The sequence below is a fragment of the Natronomonas sp. genome (assembly GCF_036625485.1).
Taxonomy (GTDB): domain Archaea; phylum Halobacteriota; class Halobacteria; order Halobacteriales; family Haloarculaceae; genus Natronomonas.
In genome coordinates this window covers 1-24,712 of record NZ_JAZKTR010000019.1, presented here as the reverse complement: position 1 = coordinate 24,712, position 24,712 = coordinate 1, and the positions used below count along the sequence as shown (strand labels likewise).

Genomic DNA, 24,712 nt, shown 5'->3' with positions numbered 1-24,712 from the left:
GGTCAGTCAGCGCCGGCGCATTCCCGCCAGCCACAGTCCGCACAGTAGCGGTTGCCGGCGACGAGCGCCGTCGGCGCGCCACAGCGGAGACAGGCTGCGACCTCCGTCGAGACGGCCATCAGTCGTCCTCCGTCTTGATGTCCGCCGACAGACCCTGCGCCATCTCGATATCCGAGGAGTTGTTCAGCGTCCACGCGGTGCGTTCGGTGACGGCCTCGATGACCTCGCGGGCGGAGGGGTAACCGTTGCCGGATTTCTTGACGCCGCCGAACGGCAGCTGGACTTCCGCGCCGATACACGGCAGGTTGCCGTAGGCGAGTCCGAGTTCCGCGTGGTCGCGGTAGTAGTTGATCTGCCGGTAATCCTCGCTGATGATGGAGCCGGCGAGGCCGTACGGCGTCGCGTTCTGGAGTTCGACGCCGCGCTCGATGTCGCCGTCGTACTCGATGAGGGCGACGTGGGGGCCGAAGACCTCCTCGCGGATACAGCGGAGGTCGGTGTCGTAGTCCACCTCGTAGACGAACGGACCGACCCAGTGGCCCTCCTCGTGGCCGTCGGGAATCTCGTCGGAGGGGAGTTCCGTGCGGTCGACGAGGACGTCGACGCCCTCCTTACGCGCGAGGTCGTTGTATCGCTGAATCTTCTCGACGTGTTCGGCCTCGATAGCCGGGCCCATGAAGGTGCCCTCGTCGAGAGGGTCGCCGACCGCGACCTTCTCGGCGGCGGCGACGAACCGCTCTTTGAACTCCTCGTAGACGTCGGTATGGACGATGAGGCGCTCGCTGGAGACACAGCGCTGGCCCGTCGTCTTGAAACTGGAAAGCGTCGCCGCGGGCACGGCGAGGTCGAGGTCCGCCTCGTCGGTGACGAGGACGGCGTTCTTGCCGCCCATCTCACAGGCCGCGAGTTTACCGGGCGTGCCGCCGACCTTGTCGGCGATGGAGTGGCCGACCTCGGCGCTGCCCGTGAACAGGACCGTCTCGATATCGCTGTCGACGATGGCGGCGCCGGCGTCGCCGAAGCCCTGAACCATGTTGAAGACGCCGTCGGGGATACCGGCGTCGACCATCAGTTCCGCGATGGCGTGAGCGCACTTGGGCGTCTGTTCGGCGGGCTTCCAGACGACGGTGTTGCCCTCGACCAGCGCGACCGCCATATGCCAGAAGGGGATGGCGATGGGGAAGTTCCACGGCGTGATACAGCCGACGACCCCGCGCGGCTTCCGGCGCATGTAGGCGTCCTTGCTCGGAATCTCGGAGGGGACCACGTCACCGTGGGGGTGGCGACCGTTGCCGGCGGCCCATTCGACCATGTGGGCGGCCTCGACGATGTCGGCTTTGCCCTCGGAGATCTCCTTGCCGCACTCCCGGGTGACGAGTTCGCCGAGTTCGTCGGTGCGGGCCTTCAGTTCCTCGTAGACGTCCCAGAGGTACTCCGCACGGTCCGGGTAGGACAGTTCGCGCCACTCCTCGAAGGCCTCGTCGGCGGCGTCGACCGCCGCTGCCACGTCCGCTTCAGTGCCTTGCGGGAACTCGCCCAGCGACTCACCGGTCGCCGGGTTCGTACTCTCGAAGGTCTCCTCGCCGGATACCCACTCGCCGTCGATGTAGTGTGCGTGTGACTCCATGCATGCACGTTCGTCCGGGAGACCCAGTATCCCGTCCCGTCCATGGACGGGTCGGGGCGAATCCGCTACGGAGCGCCGATTTCGGCCCTAAAGAAGGATTACCCTACCATGGTCGGGTCGCGTTTCAACAGTCGGCAACCTCATAGCGGCACCTAGCCTGAACACTACAATGAGTGACGCACAGCCGGGATCCGGGACGCGACTCACGCTCGACCTGTGGCATCCGAACTGCTGGGCTATCGAATCGACCTCGGAGGTACCGGGCGGCGTGTTGGCACACGCGATCTACAACACGCCGAAGGCCAACATCGAACGGGATTCGGTCAACGGCCTGTTTACCGCCTTCGCCGACAGCAACGAGGAGATCGACGAGTTGCTGTCGACCATCGAGGACTCGCCACACAGCGGCGAGTTGCTCGAACTGCAAGAGCGGTTCGGAGCGGGCCACGCCGCACCGGGCAACGTCGTCCGGGAGTTCTTCCTCGAATACGACCCCGCCGACATGGTCTGTCCGGTGTTGCTCGAACACGGCTTCGTCCACAGCCAGCCGGTCCGCATCGAGAATGGCCGCGAGTACTGGCAGGTGAGTTTCGCCGGCGAACGCGGCGACATCGAACCGGCCCTCGACGGCGTTCGCGAGGACGCGGGAGCGGAGGTGACCATCGAGCGCATCGCCTCCGCCAGCGAGAACGGCCACCGTGAACGTAACCGCCGTCTCGACGCCCTGACGCCGACCCAGCGGAAGGTCTTCAATCTGGCACGCGAGATGGGCTACTACGAATGGCCCCGCGGCTGTTCGACCCGCGACCTCGCCGACGAACTCGACATCTCGAAGACGACGCTGCTCGAACACTTACGGAAGGCCGAAGCGAAACTCCTCAACCCGGTCAGCGGCCGATAACGGCCCGAAGCGCGAACAGCGCGTTCGATTTCCGCTCCCGGATGCGCCGGTAGAAGTAGGAGAACCACTTGTTGCCGTAGGGAACGTACTGGTAGGTCGGCACGCCATCGGCGGCGAACTCACGCTGGGCTGCCTCGCGGACGCCCATCAACATCTGCACCTCGTAGGGCGTCCCGTACTCCTCGTGGAGGTCGGCGGCGTGGTCGAGCATCGCGGGGTCGTGGCTCCCGACGGCGACGCCGTCCTCGAACTCCTCGAAGGCGTACTCCAGCAGGTCGCGGTAGGCGGTGTCGACGTTCTCGTTACCCTTGTGGGCGACCGCTTTCGGCTCGTCGTAGGCGCCCTTGACCAGTCGTACCTTGCCGGGCAGTCGAGCCAGTCGCTCGATGTCCTCGGCGGTGCGCTTGAGGTTGGCCTGGATGCAGACCCCGACATCCCCGTCGGTTTCGCGGGCGTGTTCCTCGAAGGCGTCGAGAGTCACGTCCGTCGTCGTGTGGTCTTCCATGTCGATCCAGACGAAACAGTCGTGTTCTTGCCCGACGTCGACGATGTCCGCGAGGTTCTCCCGGAAGGCGTCGTCGCCGACGTCGAGGCCGATCTGGGAGGGTTTCACCGAGACGCAAGCGTCGACGCCGGCGGCGTCGATATCCCGGATGAGGTCCATGTACGCGCGGGCGTCACCGTCGGCGGGTGCGCGGTCCTCGTAGTGTTCGCCGAGCAGGTTGAGAATGGCGCTGATGCCGTCGTCGTTGCAGTCCCTGACGTGGTCGATAGCCGTCGCGGCGTCCTCGCCCGCGACGAAGTTGCTAGCGATGGGTGGGAGCATACTCCTATTCGGTCGGCCAGCGGCCTCAACACCAACCCGACCATGGTCGAAGGCAAAAGGGACAGCCACAGCGCCGGTCGAGGGGGCGTCAGCCGCCCAGATACAGCTGGGAGACCTCCTCGTTATCGAGGAGGTCGTCGGCGGTGCCTTCGAACCGGACGGTCCCCTGGTCCAGCACGTAGCCGCGGTCGGAGATACCGAGTCCCTTGGTCGCGTTCTGCTCGACCATGAGGATGGCCGTATCCATGTCGTTGACCGCCTGTACGTCCTCGAAGACCTCGTCGGCCGTGTTGGGCGCGAGCCCGGCCGACGGCTCGTCGATGAGCAACACGTCGGGTTCCATCACGAGCGCGCGGGCGAAGGCCAGCACCTGTCGCTGGCCGCCGGAAAGCGTCCGAGCCTTCGCGGTCTTCTTCTCCTTGAGGATGTCGAACCGGTCGTAGAGGTCGCTCATGACCGATTCGAGACCCCCGTCGCGGGCGACGCCGCCCATCCGGAGGTTCTCGTCGATGGTGAGCGACCCGAACACGTTGTCGGTCTGTGGGACGTAGCCGATTCCCTCGCGGACGATGTCTTCGGGCGCCATACCGCCGATATCGTCGCCGTGGTAGGTGACCATCCCTTCCCACGGCGTCAGCATGCCGAAGGCCGTCTTGAGGACGGTCGACTTGCCGGCGCCGTTCGGGCCGATGAGGCAGACGATTTCGCCCGCATCGAGATGCAGCGTCAGGTCGTCCAGCACCTGCACCTCGCCGTAGCCGCTGTCGACTTCCGACAGCGCCAGCACGTGGTCGGCGCTCACGTGCCACCTCCGAGGTACGCCTCGATGACGCGGGGATCGTTCTGGACCTCGTCGGGGCGGCCTTCCATGAGGACGCTTCCCTGGTCGAGGACGACGACGGGGTCGGCCAGTTTCATCACGAACTCCATGTCGTGTTCGATGAGCAGGAACGTGGTGCCCTGTTCGTTGAGCCGGAGGATCTGGTCGGCGAGTTTGTTCCGGAGCGTCGGGTTGACGCCGGCGACCGGTTCGTCCAGAAGCAGGATCTCCGGTTCGGCCAACATCGCTCGCGCCAGCTCGACCAGTTTCATCTGCCCGCCGGAGATGTCGGTGGCGGGCTGGGTCGCGAGGTGGTCGATCTCGAATTCCTCGAGGATGCGCTCGGCGTCTTCGAGGTTCCTCGATTCGTGTTCGCCCACCTCGCCGGGCGAGGTGAACAGCTTGATGAACGACTCGCCGGGCTGGTTTCGCGGGCCGACTAACATTGCCTCGCGGACGGTCATCCCCTCCAGTTTCCGCGGCGTCTGGAAGGTCCGGATGAGGCCGTGTTCGGCCACCTCGTAGGGTTCGGTGCCGGTGACGTCGGTCCCGTTGACGGTCACGGTACCGCCGTCCGGCTCGTAGAATCCCGAGATGAGGTTGAAGATGGTCGATTTGCCGGCGCCGTTCGGCCCGATGAGTCCGGTGATCGTGCCGCGTTCGACCGAGAACGTGGCGTGGTCGGTGGCGACGAGGCCGCCGAACCGCTTCTGGAGGTCTTCGACGCGCAAGACGACGTTGTCGGCGGTTTCATCGGTCGATACGTCGGTGTCATCGAATTCGGACTCACTCATTCGTCTTCACCTGCCTTCGTGTCGCGAACGCCGGATTCGGGCCGCTGTGGCGCGGCATCGTCGACCGAACTCGGCCAGATGAGTTCCCGCTGTGGCGGCAACACGCCCTGCGGTCGGAACCGTATGACGAGGATGATGATAACGCCGATGAGCAGGAGCCGCAGCGGCGCGACGTCGAACGGGAGCGGGACGTAGCGCACCGGTGAGACGCCGACGGGAATCATGATATCGTTGAGGAACCGCGTTCCCTCGCGGATGGCGACGACGATGATGCCGCCGAACAGCGCCCCACGGTTCGAGCCGCTGCCGCCCAGGATGACGGCGACCCAGACGTAGAACGTCGTAATCGGGTCGAGGTCGCCGGGGCTGACATAGAGGTTCAGATGTGCGTAGAAGACGCCCGCGAGCGCCATGATGAGGCTCCCGAGGACGAACGACTGCATCTTGAACGAGTAGGTGTTCTTCCCGAGCGCTCGCGCGAGGTCCTCGTCGGAGCGGATCGTCCGCAGGACGCGGCCCCACGGTGAGCGGTGGGCGCGCTTGAGAACGGCGTAACTGCCGCCGACGAGCGCCAACACGAGCGCGACGTTCAACAGGGCTCGCCAGAAAGCGGTGTCGAGCACGATTGGAATCCCGGGAATCACGACGATTTCGAGGCCCGGCATCGTACTCGGGAGCGTCGACAGGAGGGGCCACCCCTCGAAGAAACTTGGGATACCACGAACGCCGGCGCTCCCGTTGGTCCACTGCCGTTCGTTCAACACGAGCAGGCGGACGACCTCGGCGAGGCCGAGCGAGGCGATAGCGAGGTAGTCCGCCCGGAGCCGCAGCGTCGGGACGCCGATGAGGAGGGCCAGCGTGGCCGCGAGTATCAGCGCGACGACGAGGCCGAAGATGGGCAGGTAATCGCCCGCTATCGGTGACGTGTTACCGCTCATGAGCGCCGCGCCGTAGGCGCCGACGCCGAAGAAGGCGGCGACGCTGAAGTTGATGAGGCCGGTGAAACCCCACTGGGAGTTCAGGCCGAACGACAGCAGCGCGTACATCCCGGCGAGGCCGACGACGTACAGGAAGTAGGTCGGGCCGAGCCGGCCGGTGACGAGGCTGAGCAAGAGCAACAGCGCGGCGAAGGCGATGAAGACGGTGACGCCCCGCTCGGGCGTCGTCAGGTCGTCCCAGAACTCGCCGGGTGCGGAGCGGACGCTCATCTCACGCCCCCTCCGCGTCGCCGGCGATGCCGTTCGGACGCACGAGCAGGACGGCCACCATGATGACGAACGCGATGGCGTTGGCGTACTCGATGCCGATGGTGATTCCGACGCTGTCGGGAACGTACGGGATATATGCCCCGAAGTCGGTGAGAAGCCGGATATCGGAGAGAATCGGTGTCAGCTGGTTTATCATGCCGATGAGGAAGCCGCCGAGGACCGCGCCGTAGACGGAGCCGATACCGCCGAGGATGACCGCGGCGAAGATTACCAACAGGAGATTAAAGCCCATCCGTGGCGCCAGTTGGTTGAACAGGCCGAGGAAGACGCCCCCGGCACCGGCGAGGCCGGCGCCGATGACCCACGCGACGAGTTTGACGCGGTCGGTTCGGATGCCGCTGACCCGCGCGAGGTCGGGGTTGTCCGCCATCGCGCGCATCTTCCGTCCGAGGTCGGTGTGCTGCAACAGCAGGTGCAGGCCGACGACGAGGAGGACAGCGGTGATGACGATGGCCACGTCGTGTTCGGTGATACGGATTCCGTAGGGAACGAGCCACTCGATGGGTCGCAGGGTGGGCACGCCGAACCGGGTGAAGTCGGCGCCGAAGCCCATCTGGATCACGGCGCGATAGACGAAGGCGACACCGATGGAGGTGATGAGCATCCCGATCGAACCCACGTCCAGCGGGTCGTAGATGAGCCGGTCGGTGACGATCGCGACGACGACGGCGACGAGCATTCCGACGAGCAGCGCGACGAAGAACCCGAGCGGCAGGCTCAGGATGCCACCGGTGATCCCGCCGATAGCGCCGAAGGTCACGAACGCCCCGTAGGCGCCCACGGTCATCGTATCGCCGTGTGCGAAGTTCGCGAAATCCGCGATGCTGTAGATCAACGAGAGCCCGATACTCCCGAGGACGATGATGCTGCTGAACACCAGGCCGTTCGCCAGATATTCGAGAAGCGGCATTGGCGGTTAGGACTCGATGAAGCCACTGCCGACGTAGTCGTGGTCCTCTACGGTCAGGATCTGCAGGTAGCCGACGGGGTCACCGTTCTCGTCGAAGTCGATGGGACCGCTGACGCCCTGATAGTCGACGTCGCTCGGGGAACCACCGTCGGCGAGGATCTCGCTTGCCGCCTCGAAGGACGTCACCTGCTCGCCCTCGGGACGGGAGACCTCGCGGACGGTCTCCTGCAGGGCAGCGCCGGTGAACTCGTCGGCGGCCTGAATCGCGAGCGCCGCGTTGATGACACAGTCGTAGGCGTACGCCGCCCACGCCGTCGGTTGCTGGTCGTATTCCTCTTCGAAGGCGCTGGCGAACTCCTGGTAGTTCTCCTGGTCGACGGGCGCGGAGGGCACGACGATTTTCATGCCTTCCATGCTGTCGTCGGGCGTGTTCTCGAGAACGTTGTCGCCGGAGACGGAGTCGGCGCCGTAATACTGGGCCTCGTATCCGCTGGAGTAGGCCTCGTTGACCATCGTCGCGAACTCCGCCTGATAGGTGATGAACAGCCACGCGTCCGCCCCGGAGCTGTTCATCTCGGAGATGACGCTGGAGTAGGACTGCTGTTCCTGGTCGTGCGGGGAGTTGTAGACGACCTCGCCCTCGTAGGCATCGACGAAGGCGTCGGTGAGGCTCTGCCCGTAGTCGTTGTTGACGTAGGTGATAGCCACCTCGTCGTAGCCGTCTTCGGTGATGATGTTCGACAGCGCGAGCGACTGGGTACGGCCGGTCGGCGACATCCGCAGCAGGCCGGGGAACTCCGTCAGATTGAGCCCCGTGGAGTTCTGGCTCAACTGGACGACGTCGGTGCTTTCGATGACGCTCTCGTAGATGGCCAGAGAGACGCCGGAACCGACCGCGCCGATAAGGAACGGAACACCGTCCTGATTGACGAGTTTCTGGGCGGCCGAAACGCCACCCTGACTCTCGGATTCGTCGTCCTCGACCGAGATCTCGAGTTCGCGGCCGTCGATGCCGATGTCGTTGACGCGTGCGAGTGCGAGGTCCTTCCCTCGCTGGTTCCGCTCGCCGAACGCGGACAGCGACCCCGTCAGGGAGTCGACCATCCCGATGGAGTAAGGGGACGTGTCCCCGTTGCCGTTTCCATCGCCGTTGCCGTTTCCATTGCCGTCGCCGTTTCCATCCCCGTTACCGTTTCCAGTCTGACTGATACAGCCTGCAAACGCCGCAAGGCTGGCCGCACCGGAGGCTTTCAGTAGGGTCCGTCGGGTCGTACTGCTCGTGGTATCGTCTCTCATGGTATAGCTACGAGTACAGTAGGACAACGACCGGCCTCAATCCGCCCCCTCCCATGGTCGGGAAGGCCGGTTCTACCCGGGAAACCACCCGCACACGGGCATCAACGAACTGACCATAAAATCGAGCCTTCGCGATTACTGCCTCGCTTCGAGTCCGGAGACGGCCGTCCGGATCGCGTCCTCGGAGGCGTCGACCATGCCGATGAAGCTGGCGAAGCCGTGGATCATCGACTCGTAGTGGGCGTGGAAGACCTCGACGCCGTCGTCTTCCAGCGCCTCGGCGTAGGCGATACCCTCGTCTCGCAGGGGGTCGAAGCCGGCCGTCACGACCGTCGCCGACGGCAGTCCCGAGAGGTCGTCGGCCAGAAGCGGCGCGAGGTACTCGTTGCGGTTGTGAACCGGCGACTGGACGTACTGGGCCTGGAACCACTCCATCGTCTCGCGTTCGAGGAAGTACCCCTCCGCGTTCTCCATCCGACTGGGATACTCCTCGAAGGGCGAGCCACAGACCGGGTAATAAAGCACCTGATGGGCGATATCCGGCCCGACGTCGTCGCTCGTCACCTCGCGTTCGACGTCGCGGGCCATCAGCGAGACGCCCGCCGAGAGGTTCGCGCCCGCGCTGTCACCGCCGACCGCGAGCGTCCCGTCGCCGTTCGCGACATCCGGGTTCTCGTCCACCCACTCGGTCGCCGTGTAGGCGTCCTCCAGCGCCGCCGGGAACGGGTGTTCCGGCGCCAGTCGGTAATCGACCGAGATCACGTTCCAGCCGCTCTCGTCGGCCAGTTTCTGACAGATGTTGTCGTGGGTATCCAGTCCGCCGACGACGAACCCGCCGCCGTGGAAGTACACCAGGACCGGCCGCTCGCCCTCGCCCGCGAGATAGACGCGAGCGTCCAACTCGCCGTCGGCGCCCTCCACCGTCGTGTCGTACTCGTCGTAGACCTCGTGGGATGGCGTGAAATCCGCGACCGCGTCGAACTGCTCTCGGGCTACCTCGGCGCCAACGTCCTCGAAATTCGGCGTCTCGTTGACCAGATCGAGGATCGGCTGTAACTGTGGATGGGGCTCGTCTGCCATGGTTTGGCGTTCCCGGGAAGCCACTTGAGCGTATGCACATCCGCAGAAACGGCTGGCTGTTTGTGGACGTGGATGCGTAGCGCTGTTTGGCGGTTCGTTCTCTTATAAATCGAGCTGGGTCGACTGAGGGCTTCGGGAACGGTTTCGATTACGTTCGAGTGAGGGACTCAGAGAAAGACGTCCATCCTCAGAACACGTCGTCGGCGATGAAGCGGTCCTCGTCGGTGTGGCCGCGAACGGTGACCTCCTGGCCGAGATGTACGTCGGCGTCGGTTTCGACGTGGACCGTCTCCTCGCCGGTATCCAGAATGACGGGATCGCCGGGCTGGACGACGGTGCCGGTGACGGTCTCTTCTTCGACTTCGGTCGCGCCGCCGTCGCTGTCGCTGGAACTCGAACCACCGTCGGAATCGCTATCCGAACTGGCGGGCGACGAACCGTCGGCGAACTGGTCCAGCCCCGCGGAATCGCCACCGCGGTCGGGTTCGGCGCCGTCGACGACGGTGACCGTCGACTGCCAGCCGGCGGAGGCTTCGAGGTCGTCCTGCCAGCCCTCCTGGATTTCGACGTCGGCACAGAACACCTCGTCGCCGGGACCGAGGTCGATATCGGCCTTGTCGCCCCACAGCGCGACCCGGATGTCGCCGGTCTGGTCCTGCACGCGGATGTTGCGGACCTGCCCCTCCGAGCCGTCGTCGCGGTCGAAGGTGCGCTTGGGGTCCGCCGAGCGGACGACACCAGCGATGTCGGCAGTCTCGTCCAGTTCGAGGGAGCCGATGTCGGTGGCGTCGGGGACGAACTCGACGGCCTCGTCGAGTTCGTCGATCTCGCTTCGCTCGCCGACGTGGAGTTCGAGGCTGCCGTCCCGCTCGCGAACGTAGCCGTCGATGATCTCGATGCTCTGGCCGGCGTCGAGTTCGTCGGCAAGGTCGGCCTTGTCGTCCCACAGAGTGACGCGCACGCGGCCGGTCTCGTCGCCCAACGCGAGGTTCGAGACGCGACCCTCGGTGCCGTCGTCGCGGTCGAAGGTGCGGATGGAGTCGGAATCGAGGACGACGCCGCGGAGATTCACGTCCGACTGGCCGAGCGTCAGCGAGTCGATGGTCGACTCGCCGTCGAGGTCGATATCGATGTCGGCCTCCTCGTCGGGTTCGACGCGGTCGGCGTTGACCTCGACGCCGTTGTAGCCGTCCTTGGGGCGGCCCTTGATGCGCATGACCTGCCCGCGTTCGAGTTCCTCCTCGGCGGCGACGGCGTCGTCGTCCCACAGCGCGGCGCGGATGGTCCCGGACTCGTCGGCGAGTTCGAGGTTCAGGACGTGGCCGTCCTCGTCGTCGCCGTCGCGTTCGAACGTCTTGAGTTCGCCAACGCTGACGATCTTGCCGAGGAACTTCACCTCCTCGAGTCCGGCCTCGATGTCCGCGATGGTGTCGACCTCGCCGCCGTCGAGGTCGTGTGCGATGAGCATCGCGGCGGTTTCCTCGTCCGCCAATCCCCCCATCTGTTCGACCTTGGCCTCGACAGCCTCGCGGAACTCCTCTTCGGAGACGTCGGCCTCTAGGTCCGCATAGATGTCCTCGATAGCGCCCATTGCTACGGAAGGCAAGCACGGCCTCCCGAAAAGCGTTGTCGTTGTCGGCCCGACGCGGCGGGATCGGCTGCCAGCAGGTCGGCACGCAGCATACCCGCTCTGGGCGCGTCCTCCCTCAAAAACCCTCGGCGGTTCGCCGACTCGGCGGCGCTACCGACCGCTGATCGACCAGTCGCCGTCCTCGAACTCCGCGATGGCGTCGAAAAGTGAGGTCAGGGTCGCCACGTCCTTGTCGTCGTGCGCGCCGGGGTCCATGTGGTAGTACGCGGTCGCGTTGACCGTCTCGACGCGGTTGGCCAGCACGTGCAGGAAGCGGAAGGCACGCTGGAGATCGACGTACTGCAACAGGACGGTCAACGAATCGAAGGTAACGACGGTTCGTTCGCCGCCCTCGTCGGCGAGATACTCGCTTATCGTGATGCCGAGCCCGGTCAGGTCGGTCGGGCTTTTGAGGCAGGTGACGGTGTTCGGCCCCCGGCGCGTCGGCTTGTCCGATCTACCGGTGACCGAACGCGTCGCCTCGTCGACGCTGACGATGGTACATCGTCGCGGTCGCTCGCCGACGTGCCGTTTCCACTCGTCCATCCACTGGTCCGGCGTCTGTCGGTAATCGATAGCCAGTACATCGAGCGATTCGGGAGAATCGGGGAGCAGTCGCTCGTAGTAGGCTGCACGGGCCTCCTCGTCCATCGTGGGCGAGAGCACGAGCATGTTCGATACGCCGTCGAGGTCCACCTCCGACGCCGCGTCCGCTGGCTCACCGACGGCATCCCCCATACCCATGCACTAATTTGAAACAAGTATCATTATAAATATATTGGACCTAATGACAACCCACCGATATCTCCACCGGGTACTCCGTTTCCAGCGGCGGTCGAATCGTAACCCCTATACGTCAATCCGGGCTATGAACGAGTGAGTCCGGGTAGGGTAGTGGACTATCCTCTTGGCTTGCGGAGCCAGGGACCGGAGTTCAAATCTCCGTCCGGACGTTTCTCACAGCACAACGACGACGAGCGCAGCGAGGAGTCTGTGCTGTGAGAAACGTCCCCGGAGATCTGAGCAGACGAGTGGCAGCCCGGAACGGCCGAGCGGAGCGAGGCCGCAAGCCCGGACCCTCTCGGCGAGTTCAAATCTCCGTCCGGACGTTTCTGTCGACGCTACACCGCGAGCGTAGTCCGTGAGTAAAAACTCTCTAACCCCGTGGATTTTCGGTCGCTGTTTAAAACAACAACGGCGAGTGGCGCCGCTCGTTGCCGTCAGTCGTTCGAGGCAGATACTTCGGTCTCATCGGCGTCCAGTCCCGGTCCGGGCCCGGGCGTTCCGCGAACGTCGCCATCGCGCCACGTCCCCCGGCGGAACCACAGCCACGCGAGGACGGCGCCGAAGACGTTCGAGACGAAGAAGGCCATCCAGATGCCGTTGGCCCCGAAGAAGTACTGTGAGGCGACGTAGGCGACTGGGAGACGAACGCCCGCGAGGGTGACAACGGCGATGGCGGCGGCGATGATGGTTTTGCCGGCACCCCGGAAGCCCCCGGAGAAGGACCGTGTGATGCCGATGAAGCCGAACGAAAGCGCGACGTACCGGAGGAACTCCACGCCAGCGTCGACGACGGCCGCGTCGTCGGTGAAGACGGCCACGATGGGCCGCGGGACGAGGAAGATGAGCACGCCTGCGGCTCCGAGAACCACGAACATCAGTTTCGCAGCGAGGTAGTTGGCCTGCTCGGCGCGGTCGTACTTGCCGGCGCCGATGTTCTGGCCGCTCATCGTCTCGACGCCGCGGGCGACCGCGATGGCCGGCAGGAAGATGACCGAGAAGACACGTGTCCCGATGCCGTAGGCGGCGACGACCGTCGTCGAAAAGAGCCCGACGACGATGAGTAGGGCGTTGATCGAGAGTGCGCGACCGGTCCCCTCGACGCTCGCCGGTACGCCGATCTCGAGGATCTTCCGGAGGTACTCGAAATCGGGCCGCATATCTCGGGGACGAATCCGGATGCCGCGCGAGCCCGAAAGCATGATGGCGATGCCGACGGCCATCGCGAGGCCTCGGGAGAAGACGGTTGCGACGGCCGCGCCTTCGACGCCCATCTCAGGGAAGGCGAGGGTACCGACCAGCGGCGCGTCGCTGACGACCGTCCAGCCGTTGATGAGAAACGGGTCGAGGATGACGTTGATGGCGACGGTGCCGAACATGACGAACATCGGCGTCACCGTATCGCCCGCCCCGCGCATCAGCGAGATGAACACGAAGAAGCCGAACATGAACGGCAGGCCGAGTGCGATGACCTGCATGTAGGCCGTCGCGCCCGGAAGCACCTCGGGAGAGGCCCCCAGGAAGGCGAGGAACGGCCGGACCAACGGATAGCCGAGGAGGCCGAGAGCTGCCGACCCGATGAACGCGAACGAGACCGTCTGGGAGGCGGCGTATTCGGCCTTTTCGGGTTCGTCGGCGCCGGTGTGCTGGGCGACGAGAACGCTCCCGGCGACGGCCAGTCCCATCCCCAGCGAGATGAGCAGGAACACCATCGGGAACGCGAAGGAGATGGCCGCCAGCGCCTCGGTCGAATAGCGGCCGAGCCAGAAGGTGTCGGCGAGGTTGTAGGCCGTCTGCAGCAGGTTCGTGACGATGATGGGCAGCGAGAGGAAGAAAAGCGGCTTGAGGATGCCGCCCTCGGTCAGCTCGAGTTCCTCGGGGCCCTGAAAGAAGCTCACGTCGGCACCTCCGGTGCCCACCGGAGTCTATCTCGGAGAAACGTCTCCTCGGTGCCGAAGTAGGAGTGAATCGCTACCGGCGTCGACGGACCTCGTTCGGCCGTCTCCGTTTCCATTCCGTACCGTAATTAACTGACCAGTCAGTCAAGAGGCTTACTGACGGGACAGCGAGTGCCGGGACTCACCCGGCCGAACTCGCGAGCACGGTCGTCGTCCGGATTACCGCGTTCGGGACGGAGGCACGAGCAGGACGTTGCTCGATGCCTGGCCGGTCACCGCCTCGGAGGTGCTGCCGAGTAGCAGTCGGCGGATGCGGCCCTGACCGCGGGAGCCCATCAGGATGGCCGTGGGGTCCACTTCCGATTCGGCATCGATGATCTCGGAGACGACCTCGCCCTCCCGGACCATCGTCCGAGTATCGATACCGAGGTTCTCCAGTTCGTCGGCCAGTTCCTCGAGTTTCGCCTCGGCGTCCTCGATTCCCTCCGCGTCGGGACGGCGCTCCGGCGGCGTCACGTGCAGCAGCGTCGCCTCCTGTGTCGCCTCCGAGAGGTGCTGGAACTGCTCGAAGGCGCGTTCGGCGTTCTCCGAGAAGTCGGTCGGATAGAGGACGCGCTGGAAGAGGTGCTTGTTCCCGACCTCGTAGCCACCGTCCTCTTCGACGATGCGCTGCAGGAGCAACGGTCGGACCGCCGTCCGGGTCATATTGCGTGCCGTGCCGCCGATCAGCCGCTGACGGAGCGGGCTCTGCCCCCGCGAACCGACGATTATGAGGTCGGCGCCGACCCGCTCGGCGAGGCCGTTGATCCGCCTATGGGGAGTCCCCCGCATCGTGTGCGTTTCGACGTTGAATCCCTCGGCTTCCAGCAGTTCGCGCTGTCGTTCGAGACCGTGCTTGGCCTGCTTGCCGATATCTCCGCCGGGCATCCCCGTGGTGACGTGCTCGTTGATGACCGTGACCAGGTCGATGTCGGTGATTCCGTACCGTCCCAGACACTCGAGACACACGCGTGTGTCGATCGCCGTCTCGATAGCGTCCGACAGGTCAGTCGCGAATACGGCTCGCATACCCGTCACTAATCGCTCTGGATATATAATATTGTCCTACAATCCCAATATTGCACACTTAAAATGCGGAGTTTCGACCCAGTATCCAACTTCACGAGATTTGCGTAGGCAGAGAGGCTGCCTCTTCAGTTAATATACGTCGTATACATCTTTAGAACAGACGAATCGGAACGTCGGCAGACAGGCACGGCTCGTACATTCCCGTCGGCAGGGACCGCTCTCGCCGCGACCAGTATTGCTCGTTTATCGAAATCATCCCCAGATAGAGCGAAGCCCAGTCACGGTGCGAGCCCTTTTTGTCCCGAGGCCGAAAGCCGGGACATGGACCACCTCCGCGCCGGGGCGGCGCTTTTCAACGCCGGCCACTACCTCGCGGCGCACGAACCGCTGGAGGAGCGGTGGCTGCAGGCGCCCCGCGGCGAGCGCGACGACTGCCTACAGGGGCTGGTGCAGGCGGCCGCCGCGGTTCACAAGGCCCGGACCGGCAACTGGTCGGGGGCGGTCGGCCTCGCCGGAAGCGCCAGCGGGTACCTCGACGGGTGTGACCACGGGCACCTGCGCGCGTGGCTCGACCGCCTCGCGTCGGATCCGGAACTCGCCGAGCGCGAACGCCCGCCCCCGGTTCGCGTCGACGGGACGGTCGTCACCCCTGCCGACCTCCGGTTTCCCGCCGCGGGCATGGCCGCCGAAGCGCTCGCCGAGACGCGGGGCGAGGAGGCGGTCGTCCGCGCGGTCGAGTACGCACAGCGGGATATCGAGGCTGGCGACGAGACGACCGCGTTCGTCACGCTGACGCTGGCGTACCTACGCGATGAGGGCCCCGCGGTCCGTGACCGTCTGGCCCAGCACGTCGAGCGCCGCCGGGCGAAGGAAGAGGACGTGCGGGGTCTCTTCGAGTAGACGGGGCCTCGTTTCCGCCCCGAAGGATTTGTGGCCTCGACGAGAAGCCCCGCTATGCGCGGACTCGTCATCGGCCGCTTCCAGCCGTTCCACCTCGGCCACCGATATCTCATCACCCACCTCGACGAGGAGATCGACGAGGTCATCGTCGGCATCGGCAGCGCCGGCCAGTCGCACTCGCTTAAAAACCCGTTCACGTCGGGCGAACGCGTCCACATCGTACAGGACAGTCTGGACCAGTTGGACGCCAAGACCTACCTCATCCCCATCGCCGACATCGACCGGGACGCGATGTGGGTCAGACACATCGAGATCCTGTGTCCGGCCTTCGACGTGGTCTACTCGAACAACCCCTTCGTCGAGTGCCTCTTCGAGGAAGCGGACTACGAGGTCCGAGGGACGCCACTCCACAATCGCGAGGAATACCGTGGCTCCGAGATCCGGCGACGGATCCTCGACGACGAAGAATGGGAGCATCTCGTCCCCGACGTCGTGGTCGAGGCTATCGAGGAAATCGACGGCGTGGCTCGATTGCAGAAGATCGACGCGACGGACGAACCCGCAGGCGAGGACCCACGGACCCGGTAGTCGGCGAAGTCAGGCCTCGCGGTCGACGCCCTCTTTCGGTTCGCCTTCGAAGGTGAAGTCCGCGGAGTTGTCCATCGGCTCGTAGCCGAGGACCTCTTTGGGTCGCTCCAGCGAGTAGTACTTCCGGTCGTTGTCCGAGATGCCGTAGACGATCTCGTAGTCGTAGTCGGCTTCGAGCGCGCAGTCGTGGAGGTGCGCACAGTCACGATAGGAGAGCCACATCGCCTGGCCGCGTTCGTACTCCTTCGGCGGGTGGTTCTTCGTCAGGTTGCCGATGCGGATATTGCAGACGTCGATGCCGTACTCGTCGTGGTAGTACCGGCCGATAGTCTCGCCGGTGGCCTTCGAGATGCCGTAGTGGTTGCCCGGTCGGGGCAGTTCCGTCCCGTCGAGCATGAAGTCGTCGTCCGTACGGTAGAGGTCGGGCTTGCGTTCGGTCTCGAAGTGGCCGACAGCGTGGTTCGAGGAGGCGAAGACGAACTTCTCGATGCCCTCATCGATGGCCGCATCGTAGATGACCTTCGTTCCGTGGATGTTGTTCTCCAGAACGGAATCCCACGGCGCGTCGCGACGAGGGTCGCCGGCGAGGTGGACGATGGCGTCCATTCCCTCGCAGGCCTCGGCCATCAGCTCCTCGTCGACGACGTCACCGACGAGGTAGGGGTGTTCGGGTTCGAACGGCGGCGGGTTATGAAAGAGGTACCGCCAGTCGTACTCGTCTCGGAGGCCCTCACGGATGGCCGTCCCGACGGACCCTTTCGCCCCCGTGAGTAACACGCTCTCGACCATTTGCGTGATGGAACGGGGGAAACGCGTAAGAAACGTGCGGTTCGCCCGCGACCTATTCGGCCAGTTTGGCCGCCATCTCCAGTTCGAAGCCGCCGGTGTCGCTCGACTCGAAGCCGACCTTCTGGTAGAGGGAGACGGCGGCGTTGTTCCAGCGCTCGACGGTCAGCCAGACGCGTTCGATACCGGCCTCGCGGCCAGCACCGAGCAGCGCCTCGATGAGTTCCGTCCCGATGCCGGCTTCCTGATACTCCCGGAGGACGAAGATCGCCAGTTCCGAAGCGCCGTGCTCGTCCGAGACGAGCGTGGCGTGGCCGACCGGCTTGTCGTCGTGCCACGCAACGACGTTGACACAGTCATCGTCGAGCAGGGCATCGAGCCACTCCCGGATACCTTTCTCGGGAGTCGGCGGAATCCCCTGTGCTCGGTCTTCAGGGTTGAAATCGAGGTACATGTCGACCAGCGCCTCGCGGTCGCCGTCGTACCGCCTGACTTCGATCTCGCGGCCCTCGCGGTCGGTGAACGAACGGGGTGGCGCCTCGTAGGGGCCGGCCACCTCGTCGGGATATTCGCGGGTCATCGGATGAGCGTCACCGTCGTCTGTGCGTTCAGGAGGACGAACTCCGCGATCGAGCCGAGCTGTACCTTTCCGAGCGGACTCGTTTCGCCGCCGCCCAACACGATTCTGTCGTAGCCCTCACGTTCGGCCAGTTCGAGCAACTGACTCCCCGGATGGCCAGACAACTGTCGGACGTCCGCATCGAAATCCGCCTCGTCGAGTACCTCGTCGACCCGCTCGCGGAGGTCGGACGGCTCCCGGGTCGATTCGGGGTTCTCGACGATGCCGATGGTCAACTCGTCGCCCGCTTCCTTCGCCCGTTCGACCGCCTTCTCGAGGGCGCGAAGTGAGTCCTCGCTTCCGCCGATTCCCAGCAGGACCTTCATGAACGACACCTCGACGCGGGACAGCAAAAGCCTCCCGGCTATGTCGCTGACTAATGGCGACCGACCGGTCGGTTTTTAGAACGATTTAGCGTCGTGTCTGGTGTCACGCGGCTCACGGTTCGCTGCGCTCACCGTTCGCACATACGGAGACGCTCACTCCGTTCGCGTCTCCCGGCTCGCGGGTCGTCACTACGTTCCTCCCCGCTCGCTCAGCGGGAGACGTTCGCTTCGCTCACGTCTCCCGTACGCCACCCGTCAGACATCGCCGACACGCTTTTTCGGCGGGGGAACGGTACGCTCAGTATGGTCGACGACACGCAGGCGGCGGACGGGGAGGAACCGACGCCCGCGGTCAGGCGCGTCTCCGAGGGGGTGGCCGACGATGGGGCCCCCGACGAGGACCCCGACATCCCGGAAGACGTCAAGGAGTACACGCGGTTCTCGAAGATCGACGGCGCGACCTACGACCGAGCCAACGAGTTCCTCCGTGAACGCACCTACATCACCGCCCGCGAGTGGGCGATAGCACGGCTCTGTGCGGACTTCCGCACGGAGACCGGCGTCGAGATGACGAAGATCGGCGAGAACCTGCCCGAGCTCGTGCCATTCATGACCGACACCTACAGTCCGCAGGCGGTCAATCAGGCACGCTCCTCCTTCGACGAGAAGGTCCGCAAGGCGGGCGCGACCTTCCTCTACGGCGCGATGTGTGATTTCTACACCGCCGAGGAGCTCGACGAGTTGATGTACGAAATCACGGAGATCGCGAAGTTCCTCCTCGAAGTCGAGGGCGTCGAACTCACCGTCGACGAGGAACTGGAGGCCGAAGAGCGCATCTCCAGCGTCATGCGCGAGGTTCGGGAATCCTCGGCGGCGCTTCGACACGACGAATGTCCCCACTGTGGCCACGACCTCGACGGGACCGAAGGCCACGCAGTCGACGAACCGGCAGACGACTAAGCGCGAACGTTTCGACCGCTTCCTTCCGCGAACTCGCCGTCGTGGTAGACGACGGTCCCGCGAACCATCGTCAACTCGGGGAAGACGGCCTGTTTGCCCTCAAACGGCGTCCAGCCGCATTTGGAGTGGAGTTTCTCGCCGCGGATCGACACGGAGTCGTCGGGGTCGACCAACACGAGGTCGGCGTCGGCGCCCGCCTCGATGCGGCCCTTCGACGGGAGATCGAAGATCTCGGCGACGTTCGCCGCCGTCACGTCCCGGACGCGTTCGTAGCTGATCGTCCCCTGTCGGGCTTCCTCCAGCAGGAGCGGCAGCGCCGTCTCGACGCCCGGCACGCCGCTCGGCGCGTCCCAGATGCTCGCGTCCTTCTCGCCGCGCGTGTGGGGCGCGTGGTCGGTCGCGACGATATCGACCGTGCCGTCGACGAGGCGCTCGAAGACTGCCTCGCGGCGCTGTTCGCTCCGCAGCGGCGGGTTCATCCGTCCGAGCGTCCCCAGTTCGTCGAGGTCGTCACGAGAGAGGAAGAGGTGATGTGGCGTCACTTCGCAGGTCATCCCCGCCTCCGAAGCGATGTCGACGCCTTCGGGCGTCGACGTGTGGGCGATGTGGGCGTCGACGCCGACCTCGGTGGCCGTCTCGCAGGCGCGCTCGACGGCCTCGGCTTCGGCCTCAGCCGTTCGGTAGGCACTCCAGGCGTCGGCATCGTCCCGTTCCTTGGCGGACTCGTCGAAGAGGTCGGCGTCCTCGGCGTGGACCGTCACCGTCACGCCGGCCTCGGCGGCGCGTTCGAGTGCCTCCTCGAATAGGTCGACGTCGATGCCCATATCCCCCGTCGAGTCGGCGAGGAAGACCTCGCCGAGTGCGGCGAGTGGTTCGGCCAGCAGTTCGTCGGGCTTCCAGTCCTCTGTGACGCCGCCGTTGATGCCGTAGTCGACCGACGAGACGGACGCGAGTCTGTCCTTCTCCTCGAAACTCCGAGCATCGACCGTCGGCGGGTCGGTGTTCGGCTGGTCGAAGACGGTCGTCACGCCGCCCGCGGCGGCGCTCCGGGAGCCAGTCGTCCACGTCTCCTTGTGGGAGAATCCGGGTTCCCGAAAGTGGACGTGCGCGTCGATCATCCCCGGTAGCAAGCGTTTCTCGTCGGCCTCCAGTACGTCGCCGTCGCCATCGAGGTCGGTCCCGACCTCGGCGATGGTCTCGCCGTCGACGCGAACGTCCCGGACGCGGCCGTCGGCCAGCGTCGCGTTCCGAATGAGCATTGACGGGGCTGGGAGGGGAGGCTCCCTAAGCCTCACGATGCCATCCCATCGAGATCACAACAGCTCTCGGGCGTCGATCCGTTCGATGGGACCGCCAGCGGCGAAGGCGGCTTCGAGCGCCTCAACGACGGCGTCGGTGTCGTCCGGGCCGCCGGCACTCTCGATGCTCCCGACGCTTTCGGGGTCGAACGGCACGCCGAGCGCGTCGTATATCGGGTCGAGTACGTCACCGACCGCGCGTTCGTCCACCTCGCTGACGACGAGACACCCACCGACGACGGCGGTATCGCGGCGCACACGCTGGGCGATACCCGCCAGTTTGCCGTCGTGCTGCAAGGAGTGGTCTCCCGGACAGAAGGCAGCCTCGGGTTCGCCGGGTTCGACGGTCGCACCGAGCCGCTCCAGTGCCTGCTCCAGCAGGTCGGTCGTTCGTTCGTACCGGGCTTGGATGCTGTCGCCCTCCTCGTTCTGGACGACGTAGGAGAAGGCGAGAACAGTCCCCGTGTATGCGACCGCTCGACCGCCGACCTGTCGCTCGATGGGCGTGTAACCGCGCTTGCGGGCTGCCGTACGGGCACGGTCGTAGCCGTCGGCGGCCGCGTCGCGGCGGCCGAAGGCGACATGTCGGTGTGGCGTCCACGCCCGAAAGGCGGGTTCGCCGCTCTCGACGACGAGTTCCGGAAGCGCGTCGACGACATCCCTATCGGCACCGATGTCGTCGAGTCGGCCGCGAACCACGTGCATGCTCCCGCTTCGTGCCGACGGGGCTAAAACGGACCGGCCCGAATCGATGGCATGGTCTCGCTTCCGGCCGACGTGGTCGCGCGCTACGACCGCTTTTCGCGCTACAACTCCCCGTATCCGGCCCACGATGCCGGCTGTGCCGTCGACCTGTATCCGGGCAGCGACGACGCTTTCTCCCCGGTCGACGGCGAGATACTGGAGACGCGGACGGTCCGGTGTCCGCCGAAGTCCTACGCGGTCTCCGAGGACCACCTGATTCTCGTCGACTGCGGCGACGTGGTCGCACGAATCCTCCACGTCCACCCGAGCGTCTCGGCCGGCGAGTCGGTCGCCGTCGGTGACTCGCTCGGCACGCTCGTGCGGTCGGGGTTTTTCGGCCGGTGGGTCGACAACCACATCCATCTCGGCTTCCGACGCCACGACCAGAACCTCCGGCGGGCGTCGGGGTCGCTACCGCTGTCGCTCGGCGTTGCCGTGGATGGAGTGCCGTGGGACGGCACCGGCGAGGTGGTCGAAACCGGGCCGGCCCACGTCCGACTCGATACGCCGGCCCACCACGGAGACGGGTTCGCCGCCATCGCCAGCGATGACGGCCGGCCGCTGGACGGGGGGCTGGTCCACTACACCGGTGGCGGGGCGCTGGGCGGAACTGACGGCGACGTCTCCCTGCTGGGAACGAGAGTCGGAACGGCCGAGGACGGCGATCTCTCGTGGGACGACGTGGCCGTCTACGCGAACGGCGAACGAGCGACGGGGCTCTCGCTGTTCGCCTCACAGGTCCCGTTCGGTGCGAAGGTGGTCTTCCACGAGGGCCACGACTTCTCCGTGGGCGACCGGATCGAGGTCGCTATCGAACCGACCGAGGAGCCGATTCGGCTGGGCTGACAGCCGGCGAATAGCGTGCCCTGAGTAAAACGAAGGGCACGTCGAATCCGCGGCGGTGCGCCGGACTCCCGCCTCGTTCGCCGCGGGCGCGTCTCATGTCACGCGCCGTCCTGGCCTCGGGTTGGTATTTAAATCCCAGCCGTGGGGACATCTCGGCGTTCAGAGGGGCACGTTGGTTCCGACGAGCCATCCAGCGATGCCGAGCAGCACGACGCCGGAGACTCGCTGGAGCCACGGCCCCTTGGGGGCGATACTTCCGGAGAGCGCGCCGACGCCACCGAGATAGAGCGCCGTAATAACAGCGTATATCGCACCCAAGAGCAGCATCCCGACAGCGGGGGCGCTATCGGGTGCGAACCCCGGCAGGAAAGCAAGGAAGAACAGCGCGACCTGCGGGTTGAGGACGTTGACGGCCAGTCCCTGTACATAGGGGTTGCCCTCCGCTTCGTGTGCATCGGCATGGCCGGCGGTTCGGAGGGTTTGCACGCCGAGGTAGGTGAGGTAGACGGCGCCGAACGCGACCACGGCGGTTCGAGCTTCGGGCACCGCTCGGAACAGCGCCGCGAGGCCGACAGCGGCGGCGACGGTGTGCACGAGGATACCGGTTGCGACGCCGAAAGCCGACAGGACGCCGGCGCGTCGGCCTTCGCCGGCCCCGCGGGCGAGGACGTAGGCCGTATCCGGCCCCGGCGAGAGGATGAGCGCGACGGCCGCGGTCAGGTAGACGGCCAGCGTGGCGGCGTCGAACACACCGCTTCGTTCTCCGCTAGCGTTGAAACCTCTGTCGGCGCCCACAAAACCGACGACAGCGGCAATCAGGCGACCGAGAACCGAACTACCGTGACACGACCCAACGAACAAAGCCTTTACCGGCTGGACCGTCTACGAACGGTAAATGGTACTCGACGACTTGGGCAGTTCCCTCCGGGGGACGCTCGACAAATTACAGGGCAAGACGACCCTCAGCGAGGAGGACGTCGAGGAGATCGTCAAGGAGATTCAGCGCTCCTTGCTTTCCGCCGACGTCGACGTCGACCTCGTCATGGAGCTGTCGGACTCCATCCGCCAGCGCGCCCTCAAAGAGGAGCCGCCAGCCGGCACGACCGCGAAGGACCACGTCCTCAAGATCGTCTACGAGGAGATGGTCGACCTCGTCGGCGAATCGACCGAACTCCCACTGGAAGACCAGACCATCATGCTCGCCGGCCTGCAAGGGTCGGGGAAGACGACCTCCGCCGCCAAGATGGCGTGGTGGTTCTCGAAGAAGGGCCTCCGTCCCGCCATCATCCAGACGGACACCTTCCGGCCCGGTGCCTACGATCAGGCCAAGGAGATGGCCGAACGCGCCGAGGTCGACTTCTACGGCGACCCCGACAACGACGACCCCGTCGACATCGCCCGGAAGGGCCTCGAAGAGACGGCCGACGCCGACGTGCAGATCGTCGACACCGCCGGTCGCCACGCGCTCGAAGACGACCTCATCGACGAACTCGAACAGATAGAGCAGGTCGTCGACCCCGACCGCAACCTGCTCGTGCTTGACGCCGCGATCGGGCAGGGCGCCAAGGACCAGGCCAAGCAGTTCCACGACTCGGTCGGCATCGACGGCGTGATGATCACGAAACTCGACGGGACGGCGAAAGGTGGCGGTGCCCTCGCCGCGGTCGACCAGACCGGCTCGTCCATCGCCTTCCTCGGTACCGGCGAGGAGGTCGGCGACATCGAGCGCTTCGAGCCGTCGGGCTTCATCTCCCGGCTGCTCGGCATGGGCGACCTCAAACAGCTCTCCGAGCGGGTCGAACGCGCGATGCAGGAAACCCAAGAAGAGGAGGGCGACTGGGACCCCGAGGACCTGATGCAGGGTGAGTTCACCCTCAAGGACATGCGCAAGCAGATGAACGCGATGAACAAGATGGGGCCGCTCGACCAGGTGATGGACATGATTCCGGGCCTCGGCGGGGGCATCAAGGACCAGCTCCCCGACGACGCGATGGACATGACCCAAGAGCGCCTCCGGGACTTCGAGGTCATCATGGACTCGATGACCGAGGACGAACTGGAGAACCCCCGCTCCATCGGCCAGAGCCAGATCGAGCGCATCGCCCGCGGCTCCGGCAAGGACGAGGAGACCATCCGCGAACTGCTCGAACAGCACAAGATGATGCAGCGCATGATGAAGCAGTTCCAAGGTATGGGCGACGGTGACATGCAGCGCATGATGAAGCAGATGCAGGGCGGTGGCGGCGGCGGTGGCGGCCTCGGCGGTATGGGACCGTTCGGCGACTAGAGAAAATCGAACTTTCTGGGTTTTGTTTGAGAGCGTCAGTTGTACCCGTAGCTCCCGGCTTTTCTGTGAGATGGTCCTCGAAAGGGACCGCAACCTCCGAAGCCCTCGGCCGGCTGGCGGTCGTTCAGCGACATATCCTCACTTCGTTCGGATAGGGGTCGCTGAACGACTCCACTTCGTCGCCACCCGCCCTCGCCCTTCGATTCCGCCGGAAGACTCGCTTCGCTCGTCTTCCGAGCCCTCGTTCGGCCCTCCGGGCCTCACGAGGACGCCAGGACAGCACCGCACCCGCGCCTGCCCTTCCCCGGGTCGCGCGACGGCCCGAGGGGCCGCACGCGCTCCCGGCCGATTGATTATTTAAATAGGCGCGCGCTGACCGACCGCCGCGAACACCTCGTGAGCGGCGGTCGGGCGGAGTCGTGCGAGGGACGACCGAGCGAAGTCGTTCGAAAGGCGC

24 protein-coding genes and 1 tRNA gene are annotated in these 24,712 nt (G+C 65.4%); 7 read left to right on the top strand and 18 right to left on the bottom strand.

From position 1 onward, the window contains the following. Window positions 1-118: 118 nt before the first annotated feature. A complete protein-coding gene (locus V5A53_RS03610; RefSeq protein ID WP_332312205.1) occupies window positions 119-1,627 on the bottom strand; it encodes an aldehyde dehydrogenase family protein in 1,509 nt (502 codons plus the stop codon). A 169-nt stretch (window positions 1,628-1,796) separates the two neighbouring features. Between V5A53_RS03610 and V5A53_RS03605 the strand changes: the two genes are divergently transcribed. Beyond that, window positions 1,797-2,528, top strand: coding sequence for a helix-turn-helix domain-containing protein (locus V5A53_RS03605; RefSeq protein ID WP_332312204.1), 732 nt, complete (start codon window positions 1,797-1,799; stop codon window positions 2,526-2,528). On the opposite strand, the gene V5A53_RS03600 is transcribed toward V5A53_RS03605, so the two are convergent. The 9 genes from V5A53_RS03600 to V5A53_RS03560 form a co-directional block, all read right to left on the bottom strand. Beyond that, window positions 2,515-3,354: a proline dehydrogenase family protein gene (locus tag V5A53_RS03600; protein ID WP_332312203.1), complete on the bottom strand. Its 840-nt coding sequence runs from the start codon at window positions 3,352-3,354 to the stop codon at window positions 2,515-2,517. The genes V5A53_RS03605 and V5A53_RS03600 overlap by 14 nt on opposite strands. Before the next feature lie 88 nt (window positions 3,355-3,442). Then, window positions 3,443-4,156 (bottom strand): ABC transporter ATP-binding protein, encoded by a 714-nt coding sequence (locus V5A53_RS03595; RefSeq protein ID WP_332312202.1) that lies wholly within the window; start codon window positions 4,154-4,156, stop codon window positions 3,443-3,445. Next, window positions 4,153-4,968, bottom strand: a complete 816-nt coding sequence (locus V5A53_RS03590; protein ID WP_332312201.1) for an ABC transporter ATP-binding protein — start codon at window positions 4,966-4,968, stop codon at window positions 4,153-4,155. Before V5A53_RS03590 ends, V5A53_RS03595 begins: the two co-directional genes overlap by 4 nt. Continuing rightward, window positions 4,965-6,176: a branched-chain amino acid ABC transporter permease gene (locus V5A53_RS03585; RefSeq protein WP_332312200.1), complete on the bottom strand. Its 1,212-nt coding sequence runs from the start codon at window positions 6,174-6,176 to the stop codon at window positions 4,965-4,967. The genes V5A53_RS03590 and V5A53_RS03585 overlap by 4 nt, the downstream gene beginning before the upstream one ends. A gap of 1 nt (window position 6,177) precedes the next feature. Then, a complete protein-coding gene (locus V5A53_RS03580) occupies window positions 6,178-7,146 on the bottom strand; it encodes a branched-chain amino acid ABC transporter permease (RefSeq protein WP_332312199.1) in 969 nt (322 codons plus the stop codon). Between the two features lie 6 nt (window positions 7,147-7,152). Beyond that, on the bottom strand, window positions 7,153-8,442 hold the full coding sequence (locus V5A53_RS03575; RefSeq protein WP_332312198.1) for an ABC transporter substrate-binding protein: 1,290 nt from the start codon (window positions 8,440-8,442) through the stop codon (window positions 7,153-7,155). Window positions 8,443-8,577: 135 nt separating this feature from the next. Next, complete coding sequence (locus V5A53_RS03570; protein ID WP_332312197.1) at window positions 8,578-9,522, bottom strand: alpha/beta hydrolase; 945 nt, start codon at window positions 9,520-9,522, stop codon at window positions 8,578-8,580. A gap of 187 nt (window positions 9,523-9,709) precedes the next feature. Beyond that, complete coding sequence (locus tag V5A53_RS03565) at window positions 9,710-11,113, bottom strand: single-stranded DNA binding protein (RefSeq protein ID WP_332312196.1); 1,404 nt, start codon at window positions 11,111-11,113, stop codon at window positions 9,710-9,712. Window positions 11,114-11,263: 150 nt separating this feature from the next. Beyond that, the gene (locus tag V5A53_RS03560; protein ID WP_332312195.1) at window positions 11,264-11,896 is read right to left on the bottom strand and encodes a DUF7504 family protein; all 633 of its coding nucleotides are present in this window, start codon (window positions 11,894-11,896) and stop codon (window positions 11,264-11,266) included. A 136-nt stretch (window positions 11,897-12,032) separates the two neighbouring features. On the opposite strand from V5A53_RS03560, the gene V5A53_RS03555 reads away from it, so the two are divergent. Then, a tRNA-Arg gene (locus V5A53_RS03555) sits at window positions 12,033-12,105 on the top strand. 267 nt (window positions 12,106-12,372) lie between these two features. Here the strand turns inward: V5A53_RS03555 and V5A53_RS03550 are convergent. Together V5A53_RS03550 and V5A53_RS03545 are read right to left on the bottom strand one after the other, a co-directional pair. After that, complete coding sequence (locus V5A53_RS03550; RefSeq protein ID WP_332312194.1) at window positions 12,373-13,833, bottom strand: MATE family efflux transporter; 1,461 nt, start codon at window positions 13,831-13,833, stop codon at window positions 12,373-12,375. A 219-nt stretch (window positions 13,834-14,052) separates the two neighbouring features. After that, window positions 14,053-14,901, bottom strand: a complete 849-nt coding sequence (locus tag V5A53_RS03545; RefSeq protein ID WP_332312193.1) for a universal stress protein — start codon at window positions 14,899-14,901, stop codon at window positions 14,053-14,055. Between the two features lie 321 nt (window positions 14,902-15,222). On the opposite strand from V5A53_RS03545, the gene V5A53_RS03540 reads away from it, so the two are divergent. Both V5A53_RS03540 and V5A53_RS03535 read left to right on the top strand, forming a co-directional pair. Then, window positions 15,223-15,801, top strand: a complete 579-nt coding sequence (locus tag V5A53_RS03540) for a DUF309 domain-containing protein (protein WP_332312192.1) — start codon at window positions 15,223-15,225, stop codon at window positions 15,799-15,801. A gap of 54 nt (window positions 15,802-15,855) precedes the next feature. Continuing rightward, window positions 15,856-16,389: a nicotinamide-nucleotide adenylyltransferase gene (locus V5A53_RS03535; RefSeq protein WP_332312191.1), complete on the top strand. Its 534-nt coding sequence runs from the start codon at window positions 15,856-15,858 to the stop codon at window positions 16,387-16,389. 9 nt (window positions 16,390-16,398) lie between these two features. Here V5A53_RS03535 and azf read toward each other — a convergent pair whose 3' ends face one another. Genes azf through V5A53_RS03520 form a run of 3 tightly spaced genes read right to left on the bottom strand, consistent with a single transcriptional unit; the run spans window position 16,399 to window position 18,120 of the window. After that, a complete protein-coding gene (gene azf, locus V5A53_RS03530) occupies window positions 16,399-17,178 on the bottom strand; it encodes an NAD-dependent glucose-6-phosphate dehydrogenase Azf (RefSeq protein ID WP_332312190.1) in 780 nt (259 codons plus the stop codon). Window positions 17,179-17,230: 52 nt separating this feature from the next. After that, window positions 17,231-17,755: a GNAT family N-acetyltransferase gene (locus V5A53_RS03525; RefSeq protein WP_332312189.1), complete on the bottom strand. Its 525-nt coding sequence runs from the start codon at window positions 17,753-17,755 to the stop codon at window positions 17,231-17,233. After that, on the bottom strand, window positions 17,752-18,120 hold the full coding sequence (locus V5A53_RS03520; protein ID WP_332312188.1) for a universal stress protein: 369 nt from the start codon (window positions 18,118-18,120) through the stop codon (window positions 17,752-17,754). The genes V5A53_RS03525 and V5A53_RS03520 overlap by 4 nt, the downstream gene beginning before the upstream one ends. A gap of 303 nt (window positions 18,121-18,423) precedes the next feature. On the opposite strand from V5A53_RS03520, the gene V5A53_RS03515 reads away from it, so the two are divergent. Beyond that, window positions 18,424-19,080 carry a DUF5806 family protein gene (locus tag V5A53_RS03515; RefSeq protein WP_332312187.1) on the top strand — a complete coding sequence of 219 codons (657 nt, stop codon included), beginning with the start codon at window positions 18,424-18,426 and terminating at the stop codon, window positions 19,078-19,080. Here the strand turns inward: V5A53_RS03515 and V5A53_RS03510 are convergent. Both V5A53_RS03510 and V5A53_RS03505 read right to left on the bottom strand, forming a co-directional pair. Next, window positions 19,077-20,339, bottom strand: coding sequence for a dihydroorotase (locus tag V5A53_RS03510; RefSeq protein ID WP_332312186.1), 1,263 nt, complete (start codon window positions 20,337-20,339; stop codon window positions 19,077-19,079). The genes V5A53_RS03515 and V5A53_RS03510 overlap by 4 nt on opposite strands. 54 nt (window positions 20,340-20,393) lie before the next feature. After that, the gene (locus V5A53_RS03505; RefSeq protein WP_332312185.1) at window positions 20,394-21,083 is read right to left on the bottom strand and encodes a lipoate--protein ligase family protein; all 690 of its coding nucleotides are present in this window, start codon (window positions 21,081-21,083) and stop codon (window positions 20,394-20,396) included. A gap of 51 nt (window positions 21,084-21,134) precedes the next feature. Between V5A53_RS03505 and V5A53_RS03500 the strand changes: the two genes are divergently transcribed. After that, complete coding sequence (locus V5A53_RS03500; protein ID WP_332312184.1) at window positions 21,135-21,968, top strand: hypothetical protein; 834 nt, start codon at window positions 21,135-21,137, stop codon at window positions 21,966-21,968. Between the two features lie 159 nt (window positions 21,969-22,127). On the opposite strand, the gene V5A53_RS03495 is transcribed toward V5A53_RS03500, so the two are convergent. Next, window positions 22,128-22,718 carry a LysE family translocator gene (locus V5A53_RS03495; protein ID WP_332312183.1) on the bottom strand — a complete coding sequence of 197 codons (591 nt, stop codon included), beginning with the start codon at window positions 22,716-22,718 and terminating at the stop codon, window positions 22,128-22,130. Window positions 22,719-22,863: 145 nt separating this feature from the next. Between V5A53_RS03495 and V5A53_RS03490 the strand changes: the two genes are divergently transcribed. Then, window positions 22,864-24,255 carry a signal recognition particle protein Srp54 gene (locus V5A53_RS03490; RefSeq protein WP_332312182.1) on the top strand — a complete coding sequence of 464 codons (1,392 nt, stop codon included), beginning with the start codon at window positions 22,864-22,866 and terminating at the stop codon, window positions 24,253-24,255. Window positions 24,256-24,712: the final 457 nt, after the last annotated feature.